The sequence below is a fragment of the Arcobacter sp. s6 genome, assembly GCF_040884245.1.
In the GTDB taxonomy this organism is placed as follows: Bacteria; Campylobacterota; Campylobacteria; order Campylobacterales; family Arcobacteraceae; genus Aliarcobacter.
In genome coordinates this window covers 59795-81792 of the sequence record NZ_JBEVTN010000015.1, presented here as the reverse complement: position 1 = coordinate 81792, position 21998 = coordinate 59795, and the positions used below count along the sequence as shown (strand labels likewise).

Annotated in this window: 22 protein-coding genes and 9 tRNA genes; 22 read left to right on the top strand and 9 right to left on the bottom strand. The window is 25.3% G+C overall.

Annotation, left to right across the window (positions count from 1 at the left end; translation table 11 throughout):
• The first annotated feature begins 2 nt into the window (after positions 1 to 2).
• The 13 genes from nusB (at position 3) to ABVS04_RS10605 (ending at position 3663) form a co-directional block, all read left to right on the top strand.
• The gene (gene nusB, locus ABVS04_RS10665) at positions 3 to 398 is read left to right on the top strand and encodes a transcription antitermination factor NusB (RefSeq protein ID WP_368030717.1); all 396 of its coding nucleotides are present in this window, start codon (positions 3 to 5) and stop codon (positions 396 to 398) included.
• A 3-nt stretch (positions 399 to 401) separates the two neighbouring features.
• Positions 402 to 1100, top strand: coding sequence for an orotidine-5'-phosphate decarboxylase (gene pyrF / locus ABVS04_RS10660; protein WP_368030716.1), 699 nt, complete (start codon positions 402 to 404; stop codon positions 1098 to 1100).
• 90 nt (positions 1101 to 1190) lie between these two features.
• A tRNA-Ser gene (locus ABVS04_RS10655) sits at positions 1191 to 1281 on the top strand.
• Between the two features lie 3 nt (positions 1282 to 1284).
• Positions 1285 to 1361: transfer RNA gene (locus ABVS04_RS10650), tRNA-Ile, on the top strand.
• Between the two features lie 61 nt (positions 1362 to 1422).
• Positions 1423 to 1499, top strand: a tRNA-Gly gene (locus ABVS04_RS10645).
• 55 nt (positions 1500 to 1554) lie between these two features.
• Positions 1555 to 1631, top strand: a tRNA-Gly gene (locus ABVS04_RS10640).
• Positions 1632 to 1670: 39 nt separating this feature from the next.
• A tRNA-Met gene (locus ABVS04_RS10635) sits at positions 1671 to 1747 on the top strand.
• A gap of 15 nt (positions 1748 to 1762) precedes the next feature.
• Positions 1763 to 1839: transfer RNA gene (locus ABVS04_RS10630), tRNA-Met, on the top strand.
• A gap of 50 nt (positions 1840 to 1889) precedes the next feature.
• Positions 1890 to 1966, top strand: a tRNA-Thr gene (locus tag ABVS04_RS10625).
• A gap of 20 nt (positions 1967 to 1986) precedes the next feature.
• A tRNA-Gln gene (locus ABVS04_RS10620) sits at positions 1987 to 2061 on the top strand.
• 57 nt (positions 2062 to 2118) lie between these two features.
• Positions 2119 to 2195, top strand: a tRNA-Met gene (locus ABVS04_RS10615).
• Positions 2196 to 2372: 177 nt separating this feature from the next.
• Positions 2373 to 2909: a hypothetical protein gene (locus ABVS04_RS10610; protein ID WP_368030715.1), complete on the top strand. Its 537-nt coding sequence runs from the start codon at positions 2373 to 2375 to the stop codon at positions 2907 to 2909.
• Between the two features lie 127 nt (positions 2910 to 3036).
• Complete coding sequence (locus ABVS04_RS10605) at positions 3037 to 3663, top strand: hypothetical protein (protein WP_368030714.1); 627 nt, start codon at positions 3037 to 3039, stop codon at positions 3661 to 3663.
• Here the strand turns inward: ABVS04_RS10605 and ABVS04_RS10600 are convergent.
• Positions 3656 to 3979 (bottom strand): hypothetical protein, encoded by a 324-nt coding sequence (locus tag ABVS04_RS10600; RefSeq protein WP_368030713.1) that lies wholly within the window; start codon positions 3977 to 3979, stop codon positions 3656 to 3658. The genes ABVS04_RS10605 and ABVS04_RS10600 overlap by 8 nt on opposite strands.
• A gap of 127 nt (positions 3980 to 4106) precedes the next feature.
• On the opposite strand from ABVS04_RS10600, the gene ABVS04_RS10595 reads away from it, so the two are divergent.
• Both ABVS04_RS10595 and ABVS04_RS10590 read left to right on the top strand, forming a co-directional pair.
• On the top strand, positions 4107 to 4973 hold the full coding sequence (locus ABVS04_RS10595) for a radical SAM/SPASM domain-containing protein (protein ID WP_368030712.1): 867 nt from the start codon (positions 4107 to 4109) through the stop codon (positions 4971 to 4973).
• 3 nt (positions 4974 to 4976) lie between these two features.
• On the top strand, positions 4977 to 5816 hold the full coding sequence (locus ABVS04_RS10590; RefSeq protein WP_368030711.1) for an EI24 domain-containing protein: 840 nt from the start codon (positions 4977 to 4979) through the stop codon (positions 5814 to 5816).
• Here ABVS04_RS10590 and ABVS04_RS10585 read toward each other — a convergent pair.
• Positions 5802 to 6488 carry a response regulator transcription factor gene (locus ABVS04_RS10585; protein ID WP_368030709.1) on the bottom strand — a complete coding sequence of 229 codons (687 nt, stop codon included), beginning with the start codon at positions 6486 to 6488 and terminating at the stop codon, positions 5802 to 5804. The genes ABVS04_RS10590 and ABVS04_RS10585 overlap by 15 nt on opposite strands.
• Before the next feature lie 168 nt (positions 6489 to 6656).
• On the opposite strand from ABVS04_RS10585, the gene ABVS04_RS10580 reads away from it, so the two are divergent.
• From ABVS04_RS10580 to ABVS04_RS10565, 4 genes are read left to right on the top strand one after another with little or no spacing between them, the layout of a single operon-like run.
• The gene (locus ABVS04_RS10580; protein WP_368030708.1) at positions 6657 to 7391 is read left to right on the top strand and encodes a polysaccharide biosynthesis/export family protein; all 735 of its coding nucleotides are present in this window, start codon (positions 6657 to 6659) and stop codon (positions 7389 to 7391) included.
• 15 nt (positions 7392 to 7406) lie between these two features.
• The gene (locus tag ABVS04_RS10575) at positions 7407 to 7979 is read left to right on the top strand and encodes a Wzz/FepE/Etk N-terminal domain-containing protein (protein ID WP_368030707.1); all 573 of its coding nucleotides are present in this window, start codon (positions 7407 to 7409) and stop codon (positions 7977 to 7979) included.
• A 2-nt stretch (positions 7980 to 7981) separates the two neighbouring features.
• Positions 7982 to 10300, top strand: coding sequence for a GumC family protein (locus tag ABVS04_RS10570; protein WP_368030706.1), 2319 nt, complete (start codon positions 7982 to 7984; stop codon positions 10298 to 10300).
• A gap of 35 nt (positions 10301 to 10335) precedes the next feature.
• The gene (locus ABVS04_RS10565; protein WP_368030705.1) at positions 10336 to 11568 is read left to right on the top strand and encodes an oligosaccharide flippase family protein; all 1233 of its coding nucleotides are present in this window, start codon (positions 10336 to 10338) and stop codon (positions 11566 to 11568) included.
• A gap of 4 nt (positions 11569 to 11572) precedes the next feature.
• On the opposite strand, the gene ABVS04_RS10560 is transcribed toward ABVS04_RS10565, so the two are convergent.
• A complete protein-coding gene (locus ABVS04_RS10560) occupies positions 11573 to 12592 on the bottom strand; it encodes a hypothetical protein (RefSeq protein ID WP_368030704.1) in 1020 nt (339 codons plus the stop codon).
• 8 nt (positions 12593 to 12600) lie between these two features.
• Positions 12601 to 13992, bottom strand: a complete 1392-nt coding sequence (locus ABVS04_RS10555) for an MBOAT family protein (protein ID WP_368030703.1) — start codon at positions 13990 to 13992, stop codon at positions 12601 to 12603.
• A gap of 142 nt (positions 13993 to 14134) precedes the next feature.
• On the opposite strand from ABVS04_RS10555, the gene ABVS04_RS10550 reads away from it, so the two are divergent.
• Complete coding sequence (locus ABVS04_RS10550) at positions 14135 to 15127, top strand: peptidoglycan bridge formation glycyltransferase FemA/FemB family protein (protein ID WP_368030702.1); 993 nt, start codon at positions 14135 to 14137, stop codon at positions 15125 to 15127.
• 16 nt (positions 15128 to 15143) lie between these two features.
• Here the strand turns inward: ABVS04_RS10550 and ABVS04_RS10545 are convergent, their stop codons facing one another.
• The 5 genes from ABVS04_RS10545 to rfbF are packed head-to-tail and all read right to left on the bottom strand — an operon-like array spanning position 15144 to position 19452.
• Entirely contained in the window at positions 15144 to 16037 is an 894-nt protein-coding gene (locus ABVS04_RS10545) for a glycosyltransferase family 2 protein (RefSeq protein ID WP_368030701.1), read from the bottom strand.
• Positions 16030 to 17139 (bottom strand): DegT/DnrJ/EryC1/StrS family aminotransferase, encoded by a 1110-nt coding sequence (locus ABVS04_RS10540; RefSeq protein ID WP_368030700.1) that lies wholly within the window; start codon positions 17137 to 17139, stop codon positions 16030 to 16032. The genes ABVS04_RS10545 and ABVS04_RS10540 overlap by 8 nt, the downstream gene beginning before the upstream one ends.
• Positions 17140 to 17143: 4 nt before the next feature.
• Positions 17144 to 17584, bottom strand: coding sequence for a dTDP-4-dehydrorhamnose 3,5-epimerase family protein (locus tag ABVS04_RS10535; RefSeq protein ID WP_368030699.1), 441 nt, complete (start codon positions 17582 to 17584; stop codon positions 17144 to 17146).
• Positions 17572 to 18672: a CDP-glucose 4,6-dehydratase gene (gene rfbG, locus ABVS04_RS10530; RefSeq protein ID WP_368030698.1), complete on the bottom strand. Its 1101-nt coding sequence runs from the start codon at positions 18670 to 18672 to the stop codon at positions 17572 to 17574. The genes ABVS04_RS10535 and rfbG overlap by 13 nt, the downstream gene beginning before the upstream one ends.
• A complete protein-coding gene (gene rfbF / locus ABVS04_RS10525) occupies positions 18673 to 19452 on the bottom strand; it encodes a glucose-1-phosphate cytidylyltransferase (protein ID WP_368030697.1) in 780 nt (259 codons plus the stop codon).
• 164 nt (positions 19453 to 19616) lie between these two features.
• Here rfbF and ABVS04_RS10520 point away from each other — a divergent pair, with 164 nt between their 5' ends.
• Positions 19617 to 20837: an O-antigen ligase family protein gene (locus tag ABVS04_RS10520; RefSeq protein ID WP_368030696.1), complete on the top strand. Its 1221-nt coding sequence runs from the start codon at positions 19617 to 19619 to the stop codon at positions 20835 to 20837.
• On the top strand, positions 20834 to 21994 hold the full coding sequence (locus ABVS04_RS10515; RefSeq protein ID WP_368030695.1) for a glycosyltransferase: 1161 nt from the start codon (positions 20834 to 20836) through the stop codon (positions 21992 to 21994). The genes ABVS04_RS10520 and ABVS04_RS10515 overlap by 4 nt, the downstream gene beginning before the upstream one ends.
• Positions 21995 to 21998 lie beyond the last annotated feature (4 nt).

Below are 21998 nucleotides of genomic sequence, written 5' to 3'. Positions count from 1 at the left end.
TTTTGGCAACTAGAACACAAGCTAGAGAGTCTGTAATTGGTTTATTATATGCTTATGATTTGGGAAATGAAGGTATTGTAAAATTTGTTGATGAAATTTTAGAAGATAAAAAAATTAGAAACAAACAAAAAGATTTTGCATTAAAAGTTTTTAATGGAACGGTTGAAAATTTAAAAACTATTGACAATGAAATTGTTTCGCATTTAAATCAAGGTACTTTATCAGATATTGGTTCTGTTGAAAAATCGATTCTTAGACTTGCTGTTTATGAGATATTATTTGAAGATTTACAAAAAGCTATTGTTATTAATGAAGCAATTGAATTATCTAAAAGATTAGCTAGTGATGGTGCTCCAAAATTTGTAAATGGATTATTAGATAAAGTTGTAAAGGCATAGTTTATGAATAATGCAATGAAATTATGTATCTCTTTAGATTTACCAAGTGCAAAAGAGAATTTAGCTTTAGTAGAGCAGATAAAAGATTTTGATGTTTGGTTAAAAGTAGGATTTAGAACATATATTAGAGATGGGAAAAAGTTTTTAGAGGATTTAAAAGCTATAAATCCTAATTTTAAAATATTTTTAGATTTAAAACTTTATGATATTCCAAATACAATGGCAGATGCCGCAGAAGAAATATCAAACTTTGGTTTAGTAGATATGTTTAATGTACATGCAAGTTCAGGTGTAGAAGCTATGAGTACAGTTATGAATAGAATAAAAGATATTCCAAATAAACCTTTAGTATTAGCTGTAACTGCTCTTACATCTTTTGATAATGATGCTTTTAAAGCTATTTATAATGAAGATATAAATACAAAAGCAACACAATTTGCAATTGATACATATAATTCAGGTGTAGATGGTGTTGTTTGCTCTGCTTATGAAAGTTTTGATATAAAAAATAATACTTCAAAAGAGTTTATTACTTTATGTCCTGGGATTAGACCATTTGGTGAAGATAGTGGTGATCAAAAAAGAGTTGCTGATATTCCTTTTGCAAAAGAAAATTTAGTAGATTTCATAGTTGTTGGAAGACCAATCTATAAATCAGAGAATCCAAAATTAGTAGTGGAAGAGATATTAAAGAATATATAATATTTCTTCTTTTTATTTAAGTATATTTTAAGTGATATACTATTATAATTTCCGTCCTGATTTTATGAAAGTAAAATTATGGAAAACAGCGGACAGTTGGGTGAGCTGGCTGAAACCACCTCCCTGCTAAGGAGACGTACTGGCAACGGTACCGAGGGTTCAAATCCCTCACTGTCCGCCATTTGGGTCATTAGCTCAGCTGGTTAGAGCACTCGGCTCATAACCGAGTGGTCGAAGGTTCGAGTCCTTCATGACCCACCACTATTATAATTAATAGTTTTCACTTTTTGTGATTTAGAAATGTATTTCAGTACATTTTTATGCGGGAGTAGCTCAGTTGGCTAGAGCTTCTGCCTTCCAAGCAGACTGTCGCGAGTTCGAGTCTCGTCTCCCGCTCCACTATTAAATAGATTTGGTAATGCTATTTAATTTTTATTATTTTACTAAAAGTGATGCGGGAGTAGCTCAGTTGGCTAGAGCTTCTGCCTTCCAAGCAGACTGTCGCGAGTTCGAGTCTCGTCTCCCGCTCCACGGTTAATCTTAATTGATTAAATGTTCTTTTATTTATAACGCGGAATAGAGCAGCTAGGTAGCTCGTCGGGCTCATAACCCGAAGGTCACAGGTTCAAATCCTGTTTCCGCAACCAATTTAATCTTAAAACGTCAAGGTAGCTCAGCTGGTTAGAGCGCTGGTCTCATAAGCCGGAGGTCGAGGGTTCGAGTCCCTCTCTTGACACCATTGTATAAAAAGTGTATAATACGCAGTTTTTAAAACAATAATTTTTGGATGCTGGTGTAGCTCAGTTGGCTAGAGCAGCTGATTTGTAATCAGCAGGTCGGGGGTTCAACTCCCTTCACCAGCTCCATTTTCAAAACCATATTTTCTTGGGGTATCGCCAAGTGGTACGGCAACTGCTTTTGGTGCAGTCATTCCTAGGTTCGAATCCTAGTACCCCATCCACATTTCTTATAAAATAAAAATCTAATTAATACTTGATACTGTTGATTATTTATAAACCGCGGAATAGAGCAGCACGGTAGCTCGTCGGGCTCATAACCCGAAGGTCACAGGTTCAAATCCTGTTTCCGCAACCAATTCAAGCTTTTAGCTATTTGAACTTATTGTTCTTTTAGCTAGAAGCTTTTTTTTTGCCTAGTTTTTATGGAAAGACTCATTATAAATTCAACATTATAAGATATTGAATTAGTTTATAATATTTTTTAGTTATAATAAATTTGATTTAATTTATAAAATATGAAGGACACTTTTAAATGGGTGATAGAATACATGAGATTATTGGGGAAATTGGAATAATTCACAATACTCTAATTGAAACTAATAAAATATTAGAAGCACAAGAAGTTTTTGAATTTATAGAAGATTATGATACTGATGTTCAAGAACATTATTTAAATCTATTATTACAATATTATTTCCAAAAAAATGATTTAAAGAATTTAAAAGAAGTATTATTAGTTGGTGCAAAATTTGATATGAGATTTGATGATGTTAAAGAAGCATTTTTAAATATAAAATCAAATGAAGAAAATGTAATAGAATTTATGCAAGAAAATATTATCTTTGTAAAAGAAGAAATAAAAGCAGAGTATTTAAATTCTATGTTTGAATATTATAATAATAGTATTGAATTACAAAGTGCATTAGAGCAAGCGGTTGAATTAATCAAAAGAAATAGATATGTATGCGCTTTTTGTTATAAAAATATTGATGAAAGATTTGCAAAGTTTTTTTTAAATGAAGATTTATTAGAGTCTTTAAAAAGAGATTTACCTTATTTGGTAAAATAAGTTTATTATGCCTTCTATTCAAATTTTAATGCCAGAAAATTTAATATTTATAATATCAAACTTTTCATTTATCTCTTTTTGTTTTTTTATAAGTTTTATACTTTCTAGAATATTTAAAAGTATTATTGTGTTTTTTTTACTTTTATTTTCTTTATTAAGTGTTGGATATTATGATTTAGTAGTTAAATTTGCTGTAAAAAATTATTATGAATTATTTCAAATGGATTCAAAAATATATACTCAGCCTTTAAAAAACAAAAATTTGAAAATAGATAGTTTGTCTGTTGTAGGCGCTTATATGTATCCTTTAAAATATTCAATAACACTTAGTAATTCTGAAAAAGAAGAAATAGCAAGTATGCATGAAAACTACATTGAAAAGTTTATTGATATTTCAACATTCACATATAAATTTAATAAATATACATATAATACTGAAAGAGTATATTTGAACTCATATAAATATGATAATTCTTTAATATCTAATTCTAATGAAGAAGCTAAGTTTGTAATTTCAAAAAGTCATAAGGAGAGTTTTTTTCCAAAAATTTATGATATGTATGAATATAAATTTTTAGATAGAGAAACAAATACTGTAATAGCGACAGCATTTAAAATATCATTTTTGACAAGTTATACTAAGTTTAGAAATAAATATTTATTTTGGACACAAGAGAAAGAAGATGAATTTAATCTTCCTGCTATTGAAAACTTTGATAATATTTATAAAAAATTATTTTTAAATATTAAATAAACTCTCCAAGTTCATCTCCTAGATATTCATCAATTTTTTTGATGAAATCTTCAAATGGTTTATTCCCTGTTCTATTAAACACTACAATTTCTTCTCCAAAATCATCTTGAATAAAATGTTCTTCTTTTAATATTTTTTTATATAGTTTTTGTAAGTCAGCTTCACTTTCATCTTTATTAAATAAAAACCAATTTACAGTTGAATCTTCAATTCTAACAAGACCATAAGTTTTATTTTCATCAACATAATCTTGAATTGTTCCATTTTCAAATAAAGCACCAACAATTAAATCATTTTCATTTAGAATCATTTCCATATTTTCACCTTTTTAAATAGTAAAGTGATTATATTGAAACTCCAGTTAGTAATTGATTATATTTATCAACTATTAGATACAATTTAAAAAATCAAAAAAGGAAAATATTATTAAAAAATTTAAGAAAGTGCATATAGAAATTACAAATATTTGTAATTTAAAGTGTACATTTTGTCCTCCTAAAATACTTCCAAATGGAACAATGAGTTTAGAAAAATTTGATGATTTGAATTTTCAGTTAAAACCTTATACAAAAGAGTTAGCTTATCATATGGTTGGTGATCCATTAGTTTTATCAAATTTAAATGAGTATTTAAATATTAGTTTAAAACATGATTTAAAAGTAAATATAACAACAACTGCAAACAATATAAATAAAAAACACTATTTAGCACTAATGAATCCAACAATAAAACAGATTAATTTTTCAATTAATTCTTATAATGCAAATTCACATAAAAAAACACTTGATGAATATTTGAATCCTATTTTGGATTTTGTAAAATTTGCACAAGAGCAAAAACATGAGTACTTTATAAATTTTAGAATATGGAATTTAGATGAGGAGAAAAGTGCAAAAGAGTTCAATAAAAAAGTATTTGACAAAATAAATGAAACTTTCAATACAGAAATAAATATTGAAGAAGTTTATAAAGAACGACCTAAAAATATAAGAATAGATAGAAAAATATTTTTCAATTTTGACGAATATTTTAACTGGCCTAGTCTAGAAAATAAATTTGTTTCTACAAAAGGCTTTTGTTATGGCTTAGATTCACATTTTGGAATACTTACAAGTGGAGATGTTGTTCCTTGTTGTTTAGACCAAAATGCTTGTATAAATCTTGGAAATACAAATACTACACAAATAAGTGATATCTTAAATTCAAATAGAGTTAAAGCCATTCAAAATGGTTTTAGAAAAAATGAAATTGTAGAAGAGCTTTGTCAGAAATGCGAATATAGAACTAGATTTGATAAAAAGGATGTATAAAATATGAATGAAATAGAAATTATATTAAAAAGTGTAAAAGATTTTTTTACAAGTTCTATGTTAAGAATTGCATTAATTCCATTGATTGCAACAATGGTAATTTTATATATGCTTTTTTTTGCAGCAGCAGATTTTGGTATTACTTCACTTCAAGAAATTGCAATTGCTTCACAAAATGGAGAAGAAGTTGTTATTGATGAGAATGCACCTTTTTATTTTGTTTGGGCAACTTATTTCATAGTTTTTTTATTTAAATATTCTTTTACTTCTTGGATCGCAGGATTTTTACTTTATACAATCGGAACTGTAATTGTATTACAAGCTTCAGTTATTTTATCTATAGTTGTTATTGGATTTTTAACACCAATGATTTTATCAATTTTACATAAGAGATATTATTCTCACTTGACACTTCATGGGCATGGGAGTTTATTATCTCCTTTATGGGTATTATTAAAAAGTGGCTTAATGATGATTTTCTTATTTATTCTCTTGATACCTGTTTATTTTGTGCCGGTATTAAATATCATTGCTTTTGCTTTACCGTTATATTATTTTTTTCATAAGCTTTTAAATTTTGATGTAAGTTCAACAATACTAAGTAAAGAAGAGTATAAAGTAATATATAAAAAAGAAGGGAATAGTTTTAGGCTTAGAACTCTATTTTTATATTTTATTTCTATGATTCCCTTTGCTACACTTTTTACAGCAGTATACTATATTATTTATTTAGGACATGCATATTTTATAAAACTTGATGAGTTAAAAAAATTAGAAAAAAAAGAAGAAGAATTAAAAAGTGAAGTGATAATTGAAGAAGATATAAAACTAATCTCTAACTAGTTTATATCCAACCCCTTGAATATTTTTTAGAAAATTTTCAGGAAGTTTTTTTCTGAAATTCTTAATAAAAAGTCTCATAGCATTGGCTGTCATCATTGAATCATCATCCCATACACTATTTTCTAACTCTTCATATGTTATTAGTCTATTTTTTGTAATAAGAAGTCTTAGAAAAGTATTTTCTTTTTTTGTCAAAGTAAATATTTCATTTCCATTTGAAATAATTGATTCTTTATAATCAAAAATCCAATTTGGAATAAGGTTATATATTTTATCTTCATCATATGTATTTACAAAAGCTTCTAATGCATTCATTAATTTATCTTGAGTGATAGGTTTTACAATATATTTCACAAGATAAAGTTCAGTAGCTTGTAGTAAATAATCCAAATCCGTATGGGCTGAAGTGATTATAATTCTAGTTTTTGAATCAGATTTCCTAATTTTTCTTATTAAATCTATACCTGTCTCTGCTCCCATTTTTATATCAGTAATGATTAAATCAGGATTAAACTCTAAATATTTTGCATAGGCTTCACTTGCATTTGTAGCACTATTTGTTTCTTTAAATAAATGTTGTAATATTTCTTCGATATTATTTCTTATTCCATCTTCATCTTCTACATATAAAACAGAAAATGCATTAAGTTTATTTGTAAAGTTATTTTGCATTATTATATATATATCCTTATGAAATTTATATTATCATATCTAATTTAGCTTGAGAAGAAAGTATATCAAAATGTTAATTGATTTAATTAGTTTTCAAATACTTTTTTTTGTTATATTTTAATCCTTTTTTAGCTATTATAAGAGTTTATTATATGAGGAAGTTTTTTAATGAAGTTTAATCTTTTAATTTTTTTAACAATTTTTATTTTTATGGGATGTGAATCTAAAAATCACATTTTATTTTCAAAGAATCAAGAATTAACAAATATTATCAATAATCATGAAAAAAAAATTTATAGGTATAAAATAAGACCATATGATAGAATCTCTGTATTATTTTATGAACATCCTGATCTTAGCACTAGAAAAGTTGGGGATTTTCAAGAAGATACAGTTGGAATATTAGTAAATGCTGATGGAACAGCATCTTTCCCTTTAATAGGCGATTTAAATGTTGAGGGAATGTTTGTAGATGATTTAAAGAAAAAAATAGAAGAATTAGCTTCTGAATTTATTATTAATCCTTCTGTAAATATCAATATAATAAATCATAGAGTATTCGTTTTAGGAGAAGTTAATAGACCAGGAACTATAAAAGTAACAAATACAACAATTAGTATTTTTGAAGTACTTTCTAGTAGTGGAGGATTAAGTGATACTTCTAAGAAAAATGAAGTATTAATTATTAGAGGGGATCTAAATAAACCAGATTTAATAAAATTAGATTTAACAAATTTTCAAAATCTAACTTCAAATGATTTGCAATTACAGCCATATGATATAGTTTATGTAAATCCAAGTTCCGGGAAAACATTTAATATTACAATCAATGAATTATTTCCATTTATACAGTTGATTGAATCAGCTACGGGAAGTAGTGTTAATATCAAATCATTAAATTAAAAAATAGGAATTATTTTGAATACAACATTAAAATATTATAAAGATTTAATAAAGAAACATTTTGTTCTATTTTTTCTTGTTTTTTCTATTATATTTTCTTTATTTGTTATATATGCTTATTTTGCTCAAAGAGTATATCAATCAGAAGCAACAGTGGAGATTATAAAATATAAACAAGATATTTCAACACAAAAAGATTCCTTTCAAATTGCTGTAAAAGAAAATTCACCTAAAGATGAATCAGAAATATTAAAATCAAATTTTTTAATTAATAAAGCTATTAATGAAATTGCTTTTGAATATGAATTTTTTAATAAAAAAAATGGAAAATTTTTCGTTATTGAAGAAGAAGAATTTCCTTTTGTTATTGAAACACTTAAGTTCAAGAATAAAGCTTTATACAATGAAAAAATAAATATTGTTCCTCTTGATAATGAGTATTACCAAATTTCTTTTGATACATCAACTTTAATGTCAAAACTAAAAGGTTCAAATGATATTTTACAATTAGAAGAAAAATATAAATACAACACACTTGTAGAAAATGATTTATTTATATTAGAAGTTAATAAAAAAGAGGCAAAATAAATATGAAATATCTTCTTATACTAATTTTTGTTTCTCAGTTTTTATTTTCTGCTGAACTTACAAGAAAAATTATGGTTTCTTCATTTCATTCAATGAATGATGCCCAATATGCATTAAAAATATTTAATGAAAATAGAACAGCAAAATTTGATAAATTGCAAGCAGAATTAAATTTCAAAGTGATTGCTAGAGCTTCTGATAATATGTATGTAATTGCAATTGAAGCTTTTAAAGACTATAAAGAGGCGAAAACAGTTTTAAATGAAATACTTGCTTTACATCCTGATGCTTATATAAATAAATACACAGCAAGTAGTACAGTAGGAACAAGTGAAAGTGTTAGTAAGATTCTATTTGAAAAAAAAGAAGTAGTTGAAAGAAAGATTAATACAAATAAATTAAAAGAAAAAGAGGTAGTTAGAACTAACAAATCATTTTCTGATTTAGAAAAAGAAGAAGCAAATGAATATTTAGGTACTAATTTAAAAGTTGAAGCTAATAAAAAACAAATTAGTGAAACTGAAAAAACAATAGAAAAAGAAGAAAGTAAAATTGAATTAAATGATGAGAGATTTAATGATTCAAATAAATATTCTTTTATGCTACATTCAAGTGAAAATATCCAAGAAAGAGTTAAAAGAAATCTTTCAGTTTATCCTTTAATTAAAGATTCATCAATTATAAAAATAGAGTTTAAAGATTCAACACCATTACGAAGTAGTGAGTTTGTAAATCAATTATTAACTGCATATTTAGCGCAAAATAAAAATGAAAATACAAAACAATTACAAGAAAGTTTAACTTTTCTTGAAATACAACTTGAAAAATCAAAAGAAGAATTATCAATTGCTGAAAAAGAGTTAGAATTATTTAGAAGTCAAAACTTATTATTTAATATAGATAAAAAGGTTGAGCAAATAAATAAACAAAAAGATGATTTACAAATTGAATTATTAAGTGTTACAAGAAAAAATAAAATCTTTGACTCAATAAAAGAGTCTTTATTAAGAGGAGAATCAATAAGTACTACATCATTTGATGATAATGCTTTAAATGATTTAATTAAGCAATTAGATGAACAAAAAAGTTTACAACAAGAATTATCTGCAAAATATACTCCTGCTCATAAAAGAATGATTTCTCTAGCTGAAAAAATCAAAGGTTTAGAAGATAATATTATAAAAAATGTAAAAAATATTTCACTTTCATTTAATGAAAGTATTAAAAGTTTAGAAGGACAAATTTCAGAATTAGATAAAGAGATTTTAATACTACCAAAGGTTGCACTTGAATTAGCAAGACTAGAAAGAGTATTTAATTTAAAAGAATCAGTACATAAAGCATTATTATTAAAATATAATGATTCAACATCTAATTTTATTTCATCAAAAAGAGTTAATAGAGTAATTGATTATGCACAGCCACCTGAATTTGCAGTAAAACCAAAAAAATCTATGATTTTTATTATTGGATTTATGTTTGCATTACTTGTTGCTTTTATCGTTGTTTTATTAAGAGAATATTTTGATGTATATCTTAAAAAATCAAGTGACTTAATATCTCTTACAACTACCCCTTATTTTGGATATATACCATTTATAAAAAGTAAAAATTATAATAAACTTTTTGTATTAGATGATTTATTATCTCCAAATGTAGAAGCTTTAAGACAAATAAGAGCTAATTTAGAATTAACAATAAAAAAAGATAATTCAAGAGTAGTCTTAGCAACTTCAAGAGTCTCAAATGAAGGTAAAAGTACATTTATATCAAATTTAGCTGTAATGATTGCATTATCAGGTAAAAAAGTTATTATTCTAGGACTTGATCTTAGAATCCCTCAACTTCATTTAAAATTTGATTTAGACAATAAAAAGGGGATGAGTGATTTATTAGCTAATAATGTAAGTATTGAAGATGTAACTCAAAGAGTAAAAATAAAAGATAATCAATCGGAATATTTTATAGATGTTGTTACTTCAGGAACTATCCCACCTAATCCATCAGAATTAATATCAAATGGAGCAGTTGATAATATTATTGAAAAATTAAGAGAAGAGTATGATTATATTTTAATTGACTCAACACCAACAGCTTTAGTTCCAGATACTCACTCTTTATTTTCTAAAGTAGATACAACACTTTTTGTATTTAAATCTGAATACTCTAAAAAAGAGTTTGTAAAACAAACAAATGAACTAATAAATAAATATGATTTAAAAAGTACAGGATACATATTAACATCAGTTAAGAAAAAATATTATGAACAAATAAAGTATGATAAAAACTATACTTTATATGCTACAAAATTATATAAATAGATTATTCTATGGTTAAAAAGCTCTTTTCAAATTCAATGATATATGTAATAAGTCTTTTATTTAATAAAGGACTTACTTTTCTTTTATTACCTGTTCTTACATACTATTTATCAAAAGAAGATTATGGTGTTTTAGGCTTAGTAACTGCTATTTCAACTATAGCCTCAATATATGTTGGATTTTTTCCTTCAAATTTTTTATTAGCAAGATTTGCTCAATATGGAAAAGAAAAAATAGCTGAATATATGCATCATATATTGTTACTGACAATAGCTACAACATCTTTAGTATTATTAATACTTATTGGATTCCAGCATATTTTATTACCAGAGCATTTAGAAAATAAAACTATTTTAATGATAGTAATAACCTTATATGCTATGTTTAGTATCTTTTTTAGATTTATTGACACTATTTTACAAGTTGAACAACATGCAATAAAATTTGCAGTTTTACAAACCTTTCAATCTCTTGGCTCTTTGGGATTAGGACTTATTTTAATAATTGAATTTTCATATGGTTGGAAAGGTAAATATTATGCAGAATTATTGATTTTATTTTTTATTTTTGTTTATTCAATTTACTATATTGTAAAAAATCAGTATTATAAATATAATACTGATTATAAAAAATTAAAAGAGCTTTTTGTATTTTTATTCCCACTTACATTTTCTGTATTGGGTCTTTATTTAATGGGAACTATTGATAGAATTTTTATATCAAATATGTTAGGACTTGAGGCGGCAGGTATTTATAATGTAGCTATTACAATGGCGATTATTATAAACATGGTATATGATGCAATCTCAAAAGCTTTAAATCCTATTTTATATGAGCATTTAGCTAGAAATGAAAGAGAAAATAAAATCAAAATTGTTAAACTAATTTACTTATATTCTATAGTTTGTATAGTAATATTTATTTTATTTGTTTTCTTTTTACCATATATTTTCCATTTAATGATAAATGGTAAGTTTGAAGAAGCCTTAGTTTTAATACCAGTTTTAGCTTTAGGATTTACCTTTGAGGGTTTAAGAAAAGTGTTAGAAGCACCATTAGTATTTAAACATAAGGTAAAATCTTTAGCAGCTATTACCTTGCTTGCAGGATTAATAAACATTGTATTAAATTATTTATTAATTAACTTATTTGGAATAGAAGGTGCAGCTTATGCAACTCTAATATCTTTTTTAGTTTTATATATAATTTCATTATTACTTGTATTTAAAGAGATTAAACTGCCATGGTTACTTACAAAAAAGAAGTAATGTCTTATTTGAAATTATTCAAGTAACTATTAATATTATCTTTATTTAAAATAATTCCAAAATCTTTAGGTGAAGTTGTGGCATTTATATCTTGAAGTTTATCTACAATTAAAGAAGTATATTCTGGATAAATGTGATGATAATCCATAAAATATTTTGAATAATTATTTGTAATACTATTTTTATCCATAAAATGTGTAACTTGCCCAAATATTTCAACACTTTGTTCTAACCACTTTTTATAAGAATCATAATAACCTTTTTCAATAATTCTATTTAAATATGGGATACTAACTGGTGTTGTAAAAACTATAAATTTTGAATTTGGATTAGAATTTTTTATATTTTCTAAGATATTTTTGAAATTATCATTATATTTATAATCTTTTAATTTACTATTTTGTTCATCAACACTAATCTCTTCTACTCTTTTTTTTACTTCATCTGGATCAAAATTAGTTGTAAATGCAACATTTTCTCTATTATATGAACGTCCACCAGCTCTATGTAAAAGAGATCGCTTTAAATTTTCAATACTTAATGTAAAAGCATCAATACTAAGTAGAAGTTTATATTTATAAAAAGGATTTGTAATTTCATCAAAAACTTCTTTAGGATTTTGATTTTTATCAGCATTTAAATTTGTACCTAAAAAATCTAATCCTATAATTATATATTCAAAATCTTTTTTATTTTGTTTTTTTGCAAACTCTATATATTCATTTAACTCTATTGGATTTGCAAGGGAAAAAGAATAATTAAAAACATTCATATTTTTAAAATCATTTTGGTTTATAAAGGTAACTCTACTAGTTCCTAGAAGAAGAGCATTGTATTGCTTATGTTGGAAATACAATAAACTACTTTTTTGCTCTCTTTCGTTTGTAGAGTTCTGCAGGGAGTTAAATTTGTGGGAATGAGAAAAAGTCCAATAAGGATCCATAAAATATACGAAAACTGAGATTATAGATAAAAAGAATATATTTAAGAGGAAGAATCCTTTTATAAAGTTAGTAAATTTCATCATATGTCCTAAAAGTTAAAATATAAAAATTCACTAACTCTTGTTAGGAATATAATACTTATAGAGAATATTAAACTTGCAAATAGCAATGTTTTATAATCCGCCTTAAATGTCTCAATTTTTTCAATTGAATTTTTTGTAAATACTGTAATTAATAAAGTTACAAAAAGCCCTAAAAGAATAAGTTTAAACTCCATTATAGAAGCTAATCCTAAGCCATTTAATCCTATTAATCCTTTTAAAACTTTGATGGCGTCATCAAAATTTTTCGCTCTAAAAAATATCCAAGTTACATTTAAAAAGTTAAAAGTAATAAGCCAAGCAATTATAAAATGCAATTTTATATTTAATTTAGAATAAATTCTAAATATAATCATTGCAATAGCATGGAATAATCCCCATAAAACAAATGTCCAACCAGCTCCATGCCAAATCCCTGCAAATAAGAATGTAATTAATAAATTTGTATAGGTAGTTAAATCTTTACTTTTATTTCCACCTAAGGGAATATAAATATAGTCTCTTAAAAACCTAGACAATGTCATGTGCCATCTTCTCCAAAAATCTTGTATATTTGTTGCTTTATATGGAGAATTAAAATTTATGGGTAGTTTTATATTAAATAATAGAGCTAAGCCAATTGCCATATCTGTATAACCTGAAAAATCATAGTATAATTGAAAAGTATAAGATAAAGAAGTAATCCATGCTTCAATAAAAGTCAATTTTTCTTGAATATCAAAACCATTTGTAACATATGAAGAAAATGAATCAGCAATAACAACTTTTTTAAATAATCCCATTGAAAATATAAATAATCCCATTGAAATATTTCTAGAATTAATTACTTTATTTTTATCATCTGCAAATTGTGGCATCATTTCTTTATGATGAACAATAGGCCCTGCAATTAACTGAGGAAAAAAAGTTACAAAAATAGTATAATCAATAAACTTATACTCTTTTGTAAAACCTTTATAACTATCAACTAAATATGAAATTTGTTGAAAAGTAAAAAAACTAATAGCAAGGGGAAGTGTTATTTTTAATAATGATAAATTAGTGTTTGTAATCAAATTGTAATTTTCAATAAAAAAATCCATATACTTAAAATATCCAAGTAATAAAATATTTAGAATTATTCCTATAGCTAATAAAAATTTTTTTAGATAATAATTTTCTGTTTTATTTGAAACCATAATTCCTATGGTGAAATTAAACATAATTGAAAGTAGTAATAAAGGTAAATATACTATATTCCACCAAGAATAAAATACCAAAGAAGCGAATGCAATAAAGATTTTTGAATAAAAATATAATCCTTTAGCATTTAATAAAAAATATATTAAAAAAGTTAAAGGTAAAAAGATGAATAAAAATTCATATGAATTAAATAACATTGTTTAGTCCAATTTTTATAATAATTATTATATAATAAATTATTATACTACTATTTGTAAATTCTCTTTAATAAAATAAGAGAGTGTATTATATTATATTAGTACTTTATTCAATATATAGATTAAGTTAGAAAGTATTTAAGTGATAAAATTATTTCAAGATGAACTACCTTTTGATATTGATTTGCCTTTTTTTGCACATAAAAAGTATTTGTCATCAAAAAGTAAAAACTACGGTTGGTTTGTATCGGATGATTTCATACTATCTTTTATTATTTATAAAAAAAATATATTTAAAAGGTTGGTATTTACTACTGGTGCTATAGAAAGAAAAACTTCAAATATTGAAGAAGAAAAAAACTTTTTAAATGAAATTATTAGTTATGTAAAAATACATAAAATATGCGATTTTATCCATAAGCCACAACCAAGTGCTATTTTTAGAACCTATCCCGATAATTGTGATTCATTTAGATGGGGTACATATAAAATAGACATAGAAGAAAATTTTGAGAATATGTTAAAAAAACTAAATTCTAGTCAAAGGAATTATGTAAGAAGTGCTATCAAAGATGATGTAAAGATTATAAATACAGATAATTTTGATAAAATTTATACTTTTTGTAATGAAACACTTTCAAGACAAAAAATACCACTTTTAATCTCTCGAGAAGAATTCCAAAAGCAATATGACACTTTTTATCCGCAAAATATGTTAATGTTTAAAGCTTTATATAAAAATGAATTACAAGGTAGTTTGGTTGTTTTTTTTGATAATAATCTAGCATTTGCAGAATATGCTGGGAGTTTGCTTAAACCAAGACATGGAAGTTTGAAATTATTACATCTGACAGCTATGCAATATCTTGCAAAAGAACATGGTATTACAAATTATGATTTTATAGGTGCAATTCCAGATATTAAAGATGGATGTAAGGAGGCTGGTATTCAGAAATTTAAAAAAGAATTTGGAGCAGAGTTAATGGAAGGATATCAATTTACAGCTGTAATAAATCCTATTAAATATTTCTTTTTTGATTTATGTTTAAAAGTTTCTTTTATGATGAAAGGTATTAGGTACGTAGATCCAACACAAAGATATAAAAATCTTTCAAAAACTAATTTGAAGATTTAAATTTATATTAATTATATTATTTTAATAATTTTCTTATTAAAAAATAAAAAATGTAGTATGGACTAAGTATTAAGTATTGAGGATAATTTGTAATTATTTTAAATAAATTTGAAAAATCTCTTTTTCCAAATAATTTAAAAATAGAAGCTGTCATTCGTTTAGAATTTTCTAGAAAAACTGCTTTTTTTAAATTAAAGCCAAGATTGTTTTCTTTTACATATTTATTTAGAAACTCAAAATTTTCTACATCATATTCATAAACTTTTGTACTCGTTAAATTATTTCTATGTACCCTATAAAAAGTATGAAATTTATCTACACATAAGGCATAATAATTTCTTGTAACTTTTAAAATAACATCATAATCTTCTGCATAATGAAGAGTAACATCGATTTTTCCGACTTTATCTAAAACATCTTTCCTAAAAATTGCAGAAGATATAAATACAAAATCACCTCTTTTTAGTAATAAATCATGTATTTTGCCAGAATGATGTTCATGGAACCTCCCAAATTCTTTCCCATCTCCATCTATGTATATTGTTTTTGAATAAATTAAAGATACTTCATCTTTATACTTATATGAGTCTAGTTTATCAAAAGCAGCTTGAAGTTTATTTTTATGCCAAATATCATCACAATCTAATATACAAACCCATTCTCCTTTTGCTTTTTCAATTGCTAGATTTCGAGCTTCTCCTAATGGAGTATGTATAGGTGCATAAAAATAATTGATTCTTTCATCATTATATGATTTTACAATATCTGCACTTTTATCTGTTGATTGATTATCCCAAAAAATAATTTCCCAATTCTCATATGTTTGACTTATTGCACTATTAATTGCAATTCTTAAATACTTGTCACTATTGTAACAGTTAATAATAATAGATACTAAAGGATTATGCATTAAAGAACTCCCTTATAGTATTTATTACATAATCTTGTTCTTCTTTTGTTAAATCAAGTTGGCAAGGTAGTGTTAAAATCTCTTCATAAATTTTTTCCGTTGTTGCTAAAGAATCAGTTTTATATTTTGTTAGTAAGTGATTTGGCTTATAATGAATTCCACACTCTATATTTTTACTTAATAAAAATTCTCGTAAATAATCTCTTTTTGAAGTTTTAATTACAAATATATGTGAGATTATACTTTTATAATCAAAGTCTAAAGTTTTGATTTGAGAGATATCTTTTAAGTTTTCTAAATAGTAGTTAACTATTTCTTTTCTTTTCTTTTCAATAGTATTGATTTTTTTTAATTGTTCTCTTCCAATTGCTGCAAAGATATTACTCATATGATATCTATAGCCTTGATGTTTTACATCAAAATCCCAACTTCTTTGACCTTCAAATCTTTTCTCTGTATCTTTTTCAACACCTAAGAGTCTAGCGTCTTTTACTCTTTGAATAACATTTTCATCAGATGTTACAACAGCTCCACCTTCACCTGATGTTATATTTTTTATTCCATCAAAGCTAAAGCAAATAATATCTCCTTGAACTCCTACTTTTATTCCATCATTTATACATCCAAAAGCTTGTGCTGCATCTTCTATAACTCTTAGATTATTCTCTTTTGCAAACTCATAAACTTTTTTTATATCTTTTGCATTACTTGCATAATGAACTGGCATAATAGCTTTTGTTTTTGATGTTAATTTTTTCTTCGCATCTTCTAAATCTATAAATAAAGTATCTTCACAAACTTCAACTGCAATTGGTTTTACTCTTGCTGCACTAATTGCTTGAAATGAAGCCACATAAGTTAATGAAGGAACTAAAATTTCATCATCACTATTTAAATTTAGTGCTTCAACAGCTAAATGTAAAGCCGAAGTTCCAGTGCTTACACACATAACCTCTTTTGTAGTATTTAAATAAGCTTTTATTTCTTGTTCGAAAAGATTTACTTCAGCTCCCATTCCTAAAAATTCTTTGTCAAGAACTGCTAAAACTGCATCTTTTTCTTCTTGACCAATTGTTGATTTTGAAAGTCTAATTTTATTCATTTATTTAATTCCAAGTATATTTTATATCTGTAAGTTCTTTTGAAATAGCTTCTTTTGGATCATGTTCAATACTAGCTAGATTTAAAAGCATATTTAAATCATCACCAATACCTTTAAATGCCATCCAAACACCAGAGGGAACTGTTAATCTTTGATAATTTTTTTGTGATAAGTTAATAGTAAAAAATTGATTATATGTTGAAGATTTCTCTCTATCATCATAAATAACAAACTGAATAGTACCAATTGGAACAACTAAATTTAGTATCATTTTACTATGTTTTTTCCAACCTTTTATTTCATCTTTTATAATAGTTGAAAAATAAGCTTCTCCAAAAGATTCATAACCATTATCACTTTGTTTCATCGCATGGTATAAATCACCCTTTGAATTAATAATTTGCTTTAAAGGGGTTAATATAACACCTTCAATTATTTTGTCCATAGAAGATCTCTTTTTTTAGCTAGTTGTTCATACTCTTGAATTTGTTCTAAAGTTTTTTTATACATATCCATATCAGTTTTATAAAAATTATAATACCATTCACTTGTGAACCTAATAGTATCTTTATATTCTAATGTTGCTTGCCAGTTTAAATATCCTAAGGCTTTATCACAATTCAATTTTAATAGTCCAGCTTCATGAAATGGAATATTTGCAGTTACTTTATAGGCATCTTTTGGATTTTCATAATGCCAATATTTACTTAAATCAATCAATAACTCTTCTACTGTTCTATTTTGCTCTGCTCTTGGACCAAAGTTATATCCTTCACCATGAAAAGAGTTATCTTCATATAAAGCTTGCCCTAAATTCAAATAACCACTAAGAGGCTCTAATACATGTTGCCAAGGTCTTGTTGCTTTTGGACTTCGTATTTCTACAGTTTTTCCTTCACTCCAGTTTTGCATACAATCAACTACGATTCTATCTTTTGCCCAATCTCCACCACCAATTACATTTCCAGCTCTTGCTATTGATAATTTAACATTTGAATCTTTATTTTTGAAAAAAGAGTGGTAGTATGATTTGATAATTAATTCAGCAGCACCTTTAGAACCACTATAAATATCCTTACCTCCCATTTGGTCATTTTCTTTATAACCCCAAATTTGCTCTACATTATCATATGCTTTATCACTTGTAATGATTATTGCAGTACATTTTTTATTTAGTACTTTTAATGCTTCTAAAACATTGGCTGTTCCCATAACATTTGATGATATTGTTTCTATTGGATTATTATATGAAGTAGAAACTATAGCTTGTGCTGCTAAATGAAATAAAAATTCTGGCTTTTCATTATCAATAATTTTTGTAATAGCATCTAAATCTCTAATATCTTCATTGTAATGCTTAATCTTAGATTGTAAATCAAGTTTTTCAAACATAGAAGGATGAGTAGGGATATCCTTTGAAATACCAATAACTTTTGCACCTAAACTAATCAACCAAACACTAAGCCAAGAACCCTTAAATCCAGTATTTCCTGTAATTAATACTTTTTTATCTTTATATATATTTTTAAACATTTATTTGCTCCAAGTTTTCCATGGAGCTTTTTGTTCATCCCACATTTCATTTAATAAGTTTTTATCTCTTAATGTATCCATAGGCATCCAAAAACCATCATGTTTATAAGTGAATATTTCGCCATCACGTGCGAGATTTTTTAGAGGGTCTTGTTCAAAAACAGTTTTATCCCCTTGTGTAATATAATCAAATACTTTTGGCTCACATACAAAGTATCCTGCATTTATCCAAGAGCCATCACCTTTTGGTTTTTCTTGAAACGATTTTACTTCATTATTTTCATCTATTTCTAATGCACCAAATCTTCCGTCTGGTTGAGCTGAAGTCATAGTTAGTGCTTTCCCATGAGTTTTATGAAAGTTTATTAAATCATCTATATTAATATTTGCAACACCATCTCCATATGTTAATAAAAATGGCTCGTTTCCTATAAACTCTTGTGCTCTTTTAATTCTTCCACCTGTCATACTATTTAATCCAGTATCCAGTAGTGTGACCTTCCATGGTTCACTTGAATTATTTAAAACTTCGATTTTATTATCTCTTAAATCAATTGTAACATCACTTTGATGTAAGAAATAATTTGCAAAATATTCTTTTATGTAATAACCTTTATACCCAAGAAGTATTACAAACTCATTTATTCCATATGTAGAATATATTTTCATTATATGCCATAGGATAGGTTTACCACCTATTTCTACCATAGGTTTAGGTTTTAGATCAGTTTCCTCACTCAATCTGGTTCCAAATCCACCTGCTAAAAGTACAGCTTTCATAAAAATCCTCTCCGCATAGTTATTTTATAAATTATTTTAATATAACTTATATAAATTCTTGATTACAAATTGTAAATTCATTACAATTAATCATAAAAGTAATTATTTATTTATCATTGTATTTATGGTATAATTCTGTTTTTTAAGGACATTAACAAAAGCAAATGCAAAATACAGTACATAATAACAATTTTCTTTTTTCATTACTTTTATTTGTATTATTTGCTATGTCTTTATCTATAGTAAGTATTAATGCTGGTATAAATATAAGAATTGGTCAATTATCAATTTTAATAATGTTTGCATTCGTACTATTATCTGACCTAAAAAACAGTGATATTAATGAAACTCTTTTAATATTTTTCATATTTTTTGCTATTTTACTTACCTTCGTGAGTAAAAATTCTAGTTATTCTAAAATTGATGAGATAAAATTTGTAATCAAATATGCACTTATTTTTCCAGCTACTTTCTATATCGCACAATGGAGTGTTCGAAATTTTACAATAGAAGTTTTTTTTAAAGTTTTAGAAATAGCATTAGCTCTTTATATTTTTATGGGATTTTTTCTTAGTGTTTATCCCATACCTTTTTTATATAATGATAGGGGAGAAATAAGTGGTTTTCAAGGTACTTTTTTAGAAGCAGGTTGGTTTGCTCTTGTGGTTGGATCTTTTACTTTAACTTCAATTCTTGGAAGACTTGATTTTAATTTAAAATTTAGCAAAATTCACTATTTATTATACTTTTTTTCAATAATATCTTTGGTTTTATCTAAAAATAAAACAATTTGGATTGGAGTATTTTTAATAATAACTTTTATTACACTTTTTAAATCTATTATTTCGAATAAAGAAAATATAAAAGATTCAGTAAAAAAACTTAAAGGTATAAATTCTTTTTATTTTATTTTTGCATTTATAGTATTTAGTATTATTTTTTTTGGAGTAAATTCAGTACTTTCAGAGCCAATAGTAAGTGTTGCAATGCTTGAAGAAAAACTAAATGATGAAAGAGGAAAAGCATATTTAGTTGCAGTAAATCTTCTTTCAAATAGTGATTGGTTAGGTGGGTATGGATTTGGATTTATCCAGCAATATTTTTCTGTATATACAGATGAAATTATTGGCTTAAATGAAGATTCTGGAATGCTTTTTAATTCATACTTAGATGCTTGGATTTCAGTTGGTATTTTTGGAGTATTATTTCATTTTTTACTTCTATATTTTGCTTTTTCAAGAACTCATTTATTAACTATGATTTTGCCACTTTATTGGTTTATTGCAGCTAATACAAATCCAGCTATTGGTGATGAATTTTATTATTTATTTTTAGGGATATCTTATGGTTTTATTATTAAATACAAGAAAGAAGTGACAATATGACAAAAAGAATAGCTTTTGTAGCCACATCATATATTAAAAATTATGATGGAATAAGCGTTTATACAGAGAATCTATTATTAGAATTTCTTAAACAAATAAAAGATCAAGACATCACTGTTGATATATATACTGGAAATTCAGTATTAGAACTTCTAACTAATAGAATTTCATCTGAAAATTTATTAAATAAAAATATTAATATAAAGCCAGTAAATGATAAAAAATTTATTGTAAAAATATTAGATTTGAATTTTCAATTAATAAAAAATGGAAGATATAATTTGATTTTAATGTCAAACTTTATGCCTACACTTTTATTGCCTTCTAAAACTTTAAAGGTTATTCATGATTTCTCTGTGAATAATTTTAGTGAATTATATTCAAAAGGCTATTTGATTTATCATAATATGTTGCTAAGATATGCAAAATATTTTGATAATGCAATTGGATATATTTCTAACACAACTTTAGATGATTTAGACAAGTTTCATGCAATTAATCATTCAAATAAAAAACTAATTCATCTCCCAAATGGTATTCCTTTCAAAGTTAGAAACTATGACAGACCATCAGATGAGCAAAGTTTAGAAAAATATAAACAAAAAGATTTGAGTTTTTTAGTTGTTGGAAGAATAAATAAGCATAAAGGCTTCGATAGAATTTTAGAATTTTGTAAATATTTTGATAAAGATGAAAGTATAAAAAACTTTGATAGTGTAACTTTAAATATTGTGGGAAAACAAACAGATGAAACTCAGCAAATTTTTAAAAATTTACAATTAAAAAATATTAATTTGATTTTTCATGGTTTTTTAAATGATGAGCAGTTGAATCCATTTTATATAAATTCACATTTTTGTCTTTTTTTATCAAGAAATGAGGGTTATGGTTTACCTTTGGTTGAATCTATGTGGTTTAAATCAATACCAATTATTTCAAATATTGCCATTTTTGATGAGTTAATGACCAAAAAGTATCCAAAGTTTGATGAAAAAACTAACTATACTTCAAGTATAGTAAGCTTTGTGAATAAAATATTTGATGATGAAGAATATTTAAAAGAGCAAACAAAATTTATTGAAACAATAGTTTTAAAAGAACAAACAGCCTATGCCTTAGCCGCAACAAATTTAATGAAATTTATAGAAAGATTATAAGAAG

What these genes read in the sequence shown, in the direction of transcription:
- ABVS04_RS10560 (WP_368030704.1), bottom strand. Translation starts at nt 12,592, where the DNA reads ATGAAATTTACTAACTTTATAAAAGGATTCTTCCTCTTAAATATATTC.
- ABVS04_RS10590 (WP_368030711.1), top strand. Translation starts at nt 4,977, where the DNA reads ATGAATGAAATAGAAATTATATTAAAAAGTGTAAAAGATTTTTTTACA.
- ABVS04_RS10610 (WP_368030715.1), top strand. Translation starts at nt 2,373, where the DNA reads ATGGGTGATAGAATACATGAGATTATTGGGGAAATTGGAATAATTCAC.
- ABVS04_RS10545 (WP_368030701.1), bottom strand. Translation starts at nt 16,037, where the DNA reads ATGCATAATCCTTTAGTATCTATTATTATTAACTGTTACAATAGTGAC.
- rfbF (WP_368030697.1), bottom strand. Translation starts at nt 19,452, where the DNA reads ATGAAAGCTGTACTTTTAGCAGGTGGATTTGGAACCAGATTGAGTGAG.
- ABVS04_RS10580 (WP_368030708.1), top strand. Translation starts at nt 6,657, where the DNA reads ATGAAGTTTAATCTTTTAATTTTTTTAACAATTTTTATTTTTATGGGA.
- ABVS04_RS10555 (WP_368030703.1), bottom strand. Translation starts at nt 13,992, where the DNA reads ATGTTATTTAATTCATATGAATTTTTATTCATCTTTTTACCTTTAACT.
- ABVS04_RS10520 (WP_368030696.1), top strand. Translation starts at nt 19,617, where the DNA reads ATGCAAAATACAGTACATAATAACAATTTTCTTTTTTCATTACTTTTA.
- ABVS04_RS10515 (WP_368030695.1), top strand. Translation starts at nt 20,834, where the DNA reads ATGACAAAAAGAATAGCTTTTGTAGCCACATCATATATTAAAAATTAT.
- pyrF (WP_368030716.1), top strand. Translation starts at nt 402, where the DNA reads ATGAATAATGCAATGAAATTATGTATCTCTTTAGATTTACCAAGTGCA.
- ABVS04_RS10565 (WP_368030705.1), top strand. Translation starts at nt 10,336, where the DNA reads ATGATATATGTAATAAGTCTTTTATTTAATAAAGGACTTACTTTTCTT.
- ABVS04_RS10570 (WP_368030706.1), top strand. Translation starts at nt 7,982, where the DNA reads ATGAAATATCTTCTTATACTAATTTTTGTTTCTCAGTTTTTATTTTCT.
- ABVS04_RS10585 (WP_368030709.1), bottom strand. Translation starts at nt 6,488, where the DNA reads ATGCAAAATAACTTTACAAATAAACTTAATGCATTTTCTGTTTTATAT.
- rfbG (WP_368030698.1), bottom strand. Translation starts at nt 18,672, where the DNA reads ATGTTTAAAAATATATATAAAGATAAAAAAGTATTAATTACAGGAAAT.
- ABVS04_RS10535 (WP_368030699.1), bottom strand. Translation starts at nt 17,584, where the DNA reads ATGGACAAAATAATTGAAGGTGTTATATTAACCCCTTTAAAGCAAATT.
- ABVS04_RS10600 (WP_368030713.1), bottom strand. Translation starts at nt 3,979, where the DNA reads ATGGAAATGATTCTAAATGAAAATGATTTAATTGTTGGTGCTTTATTT.
- ABVS04_RS10540 (WP_368030700.1), bottom strand. Translation starts at nt 17,139, where the DNA reads ATGAATAAAATTAGACTTTCAAAATCAACAATTGGTCAAGAAGAAAAA.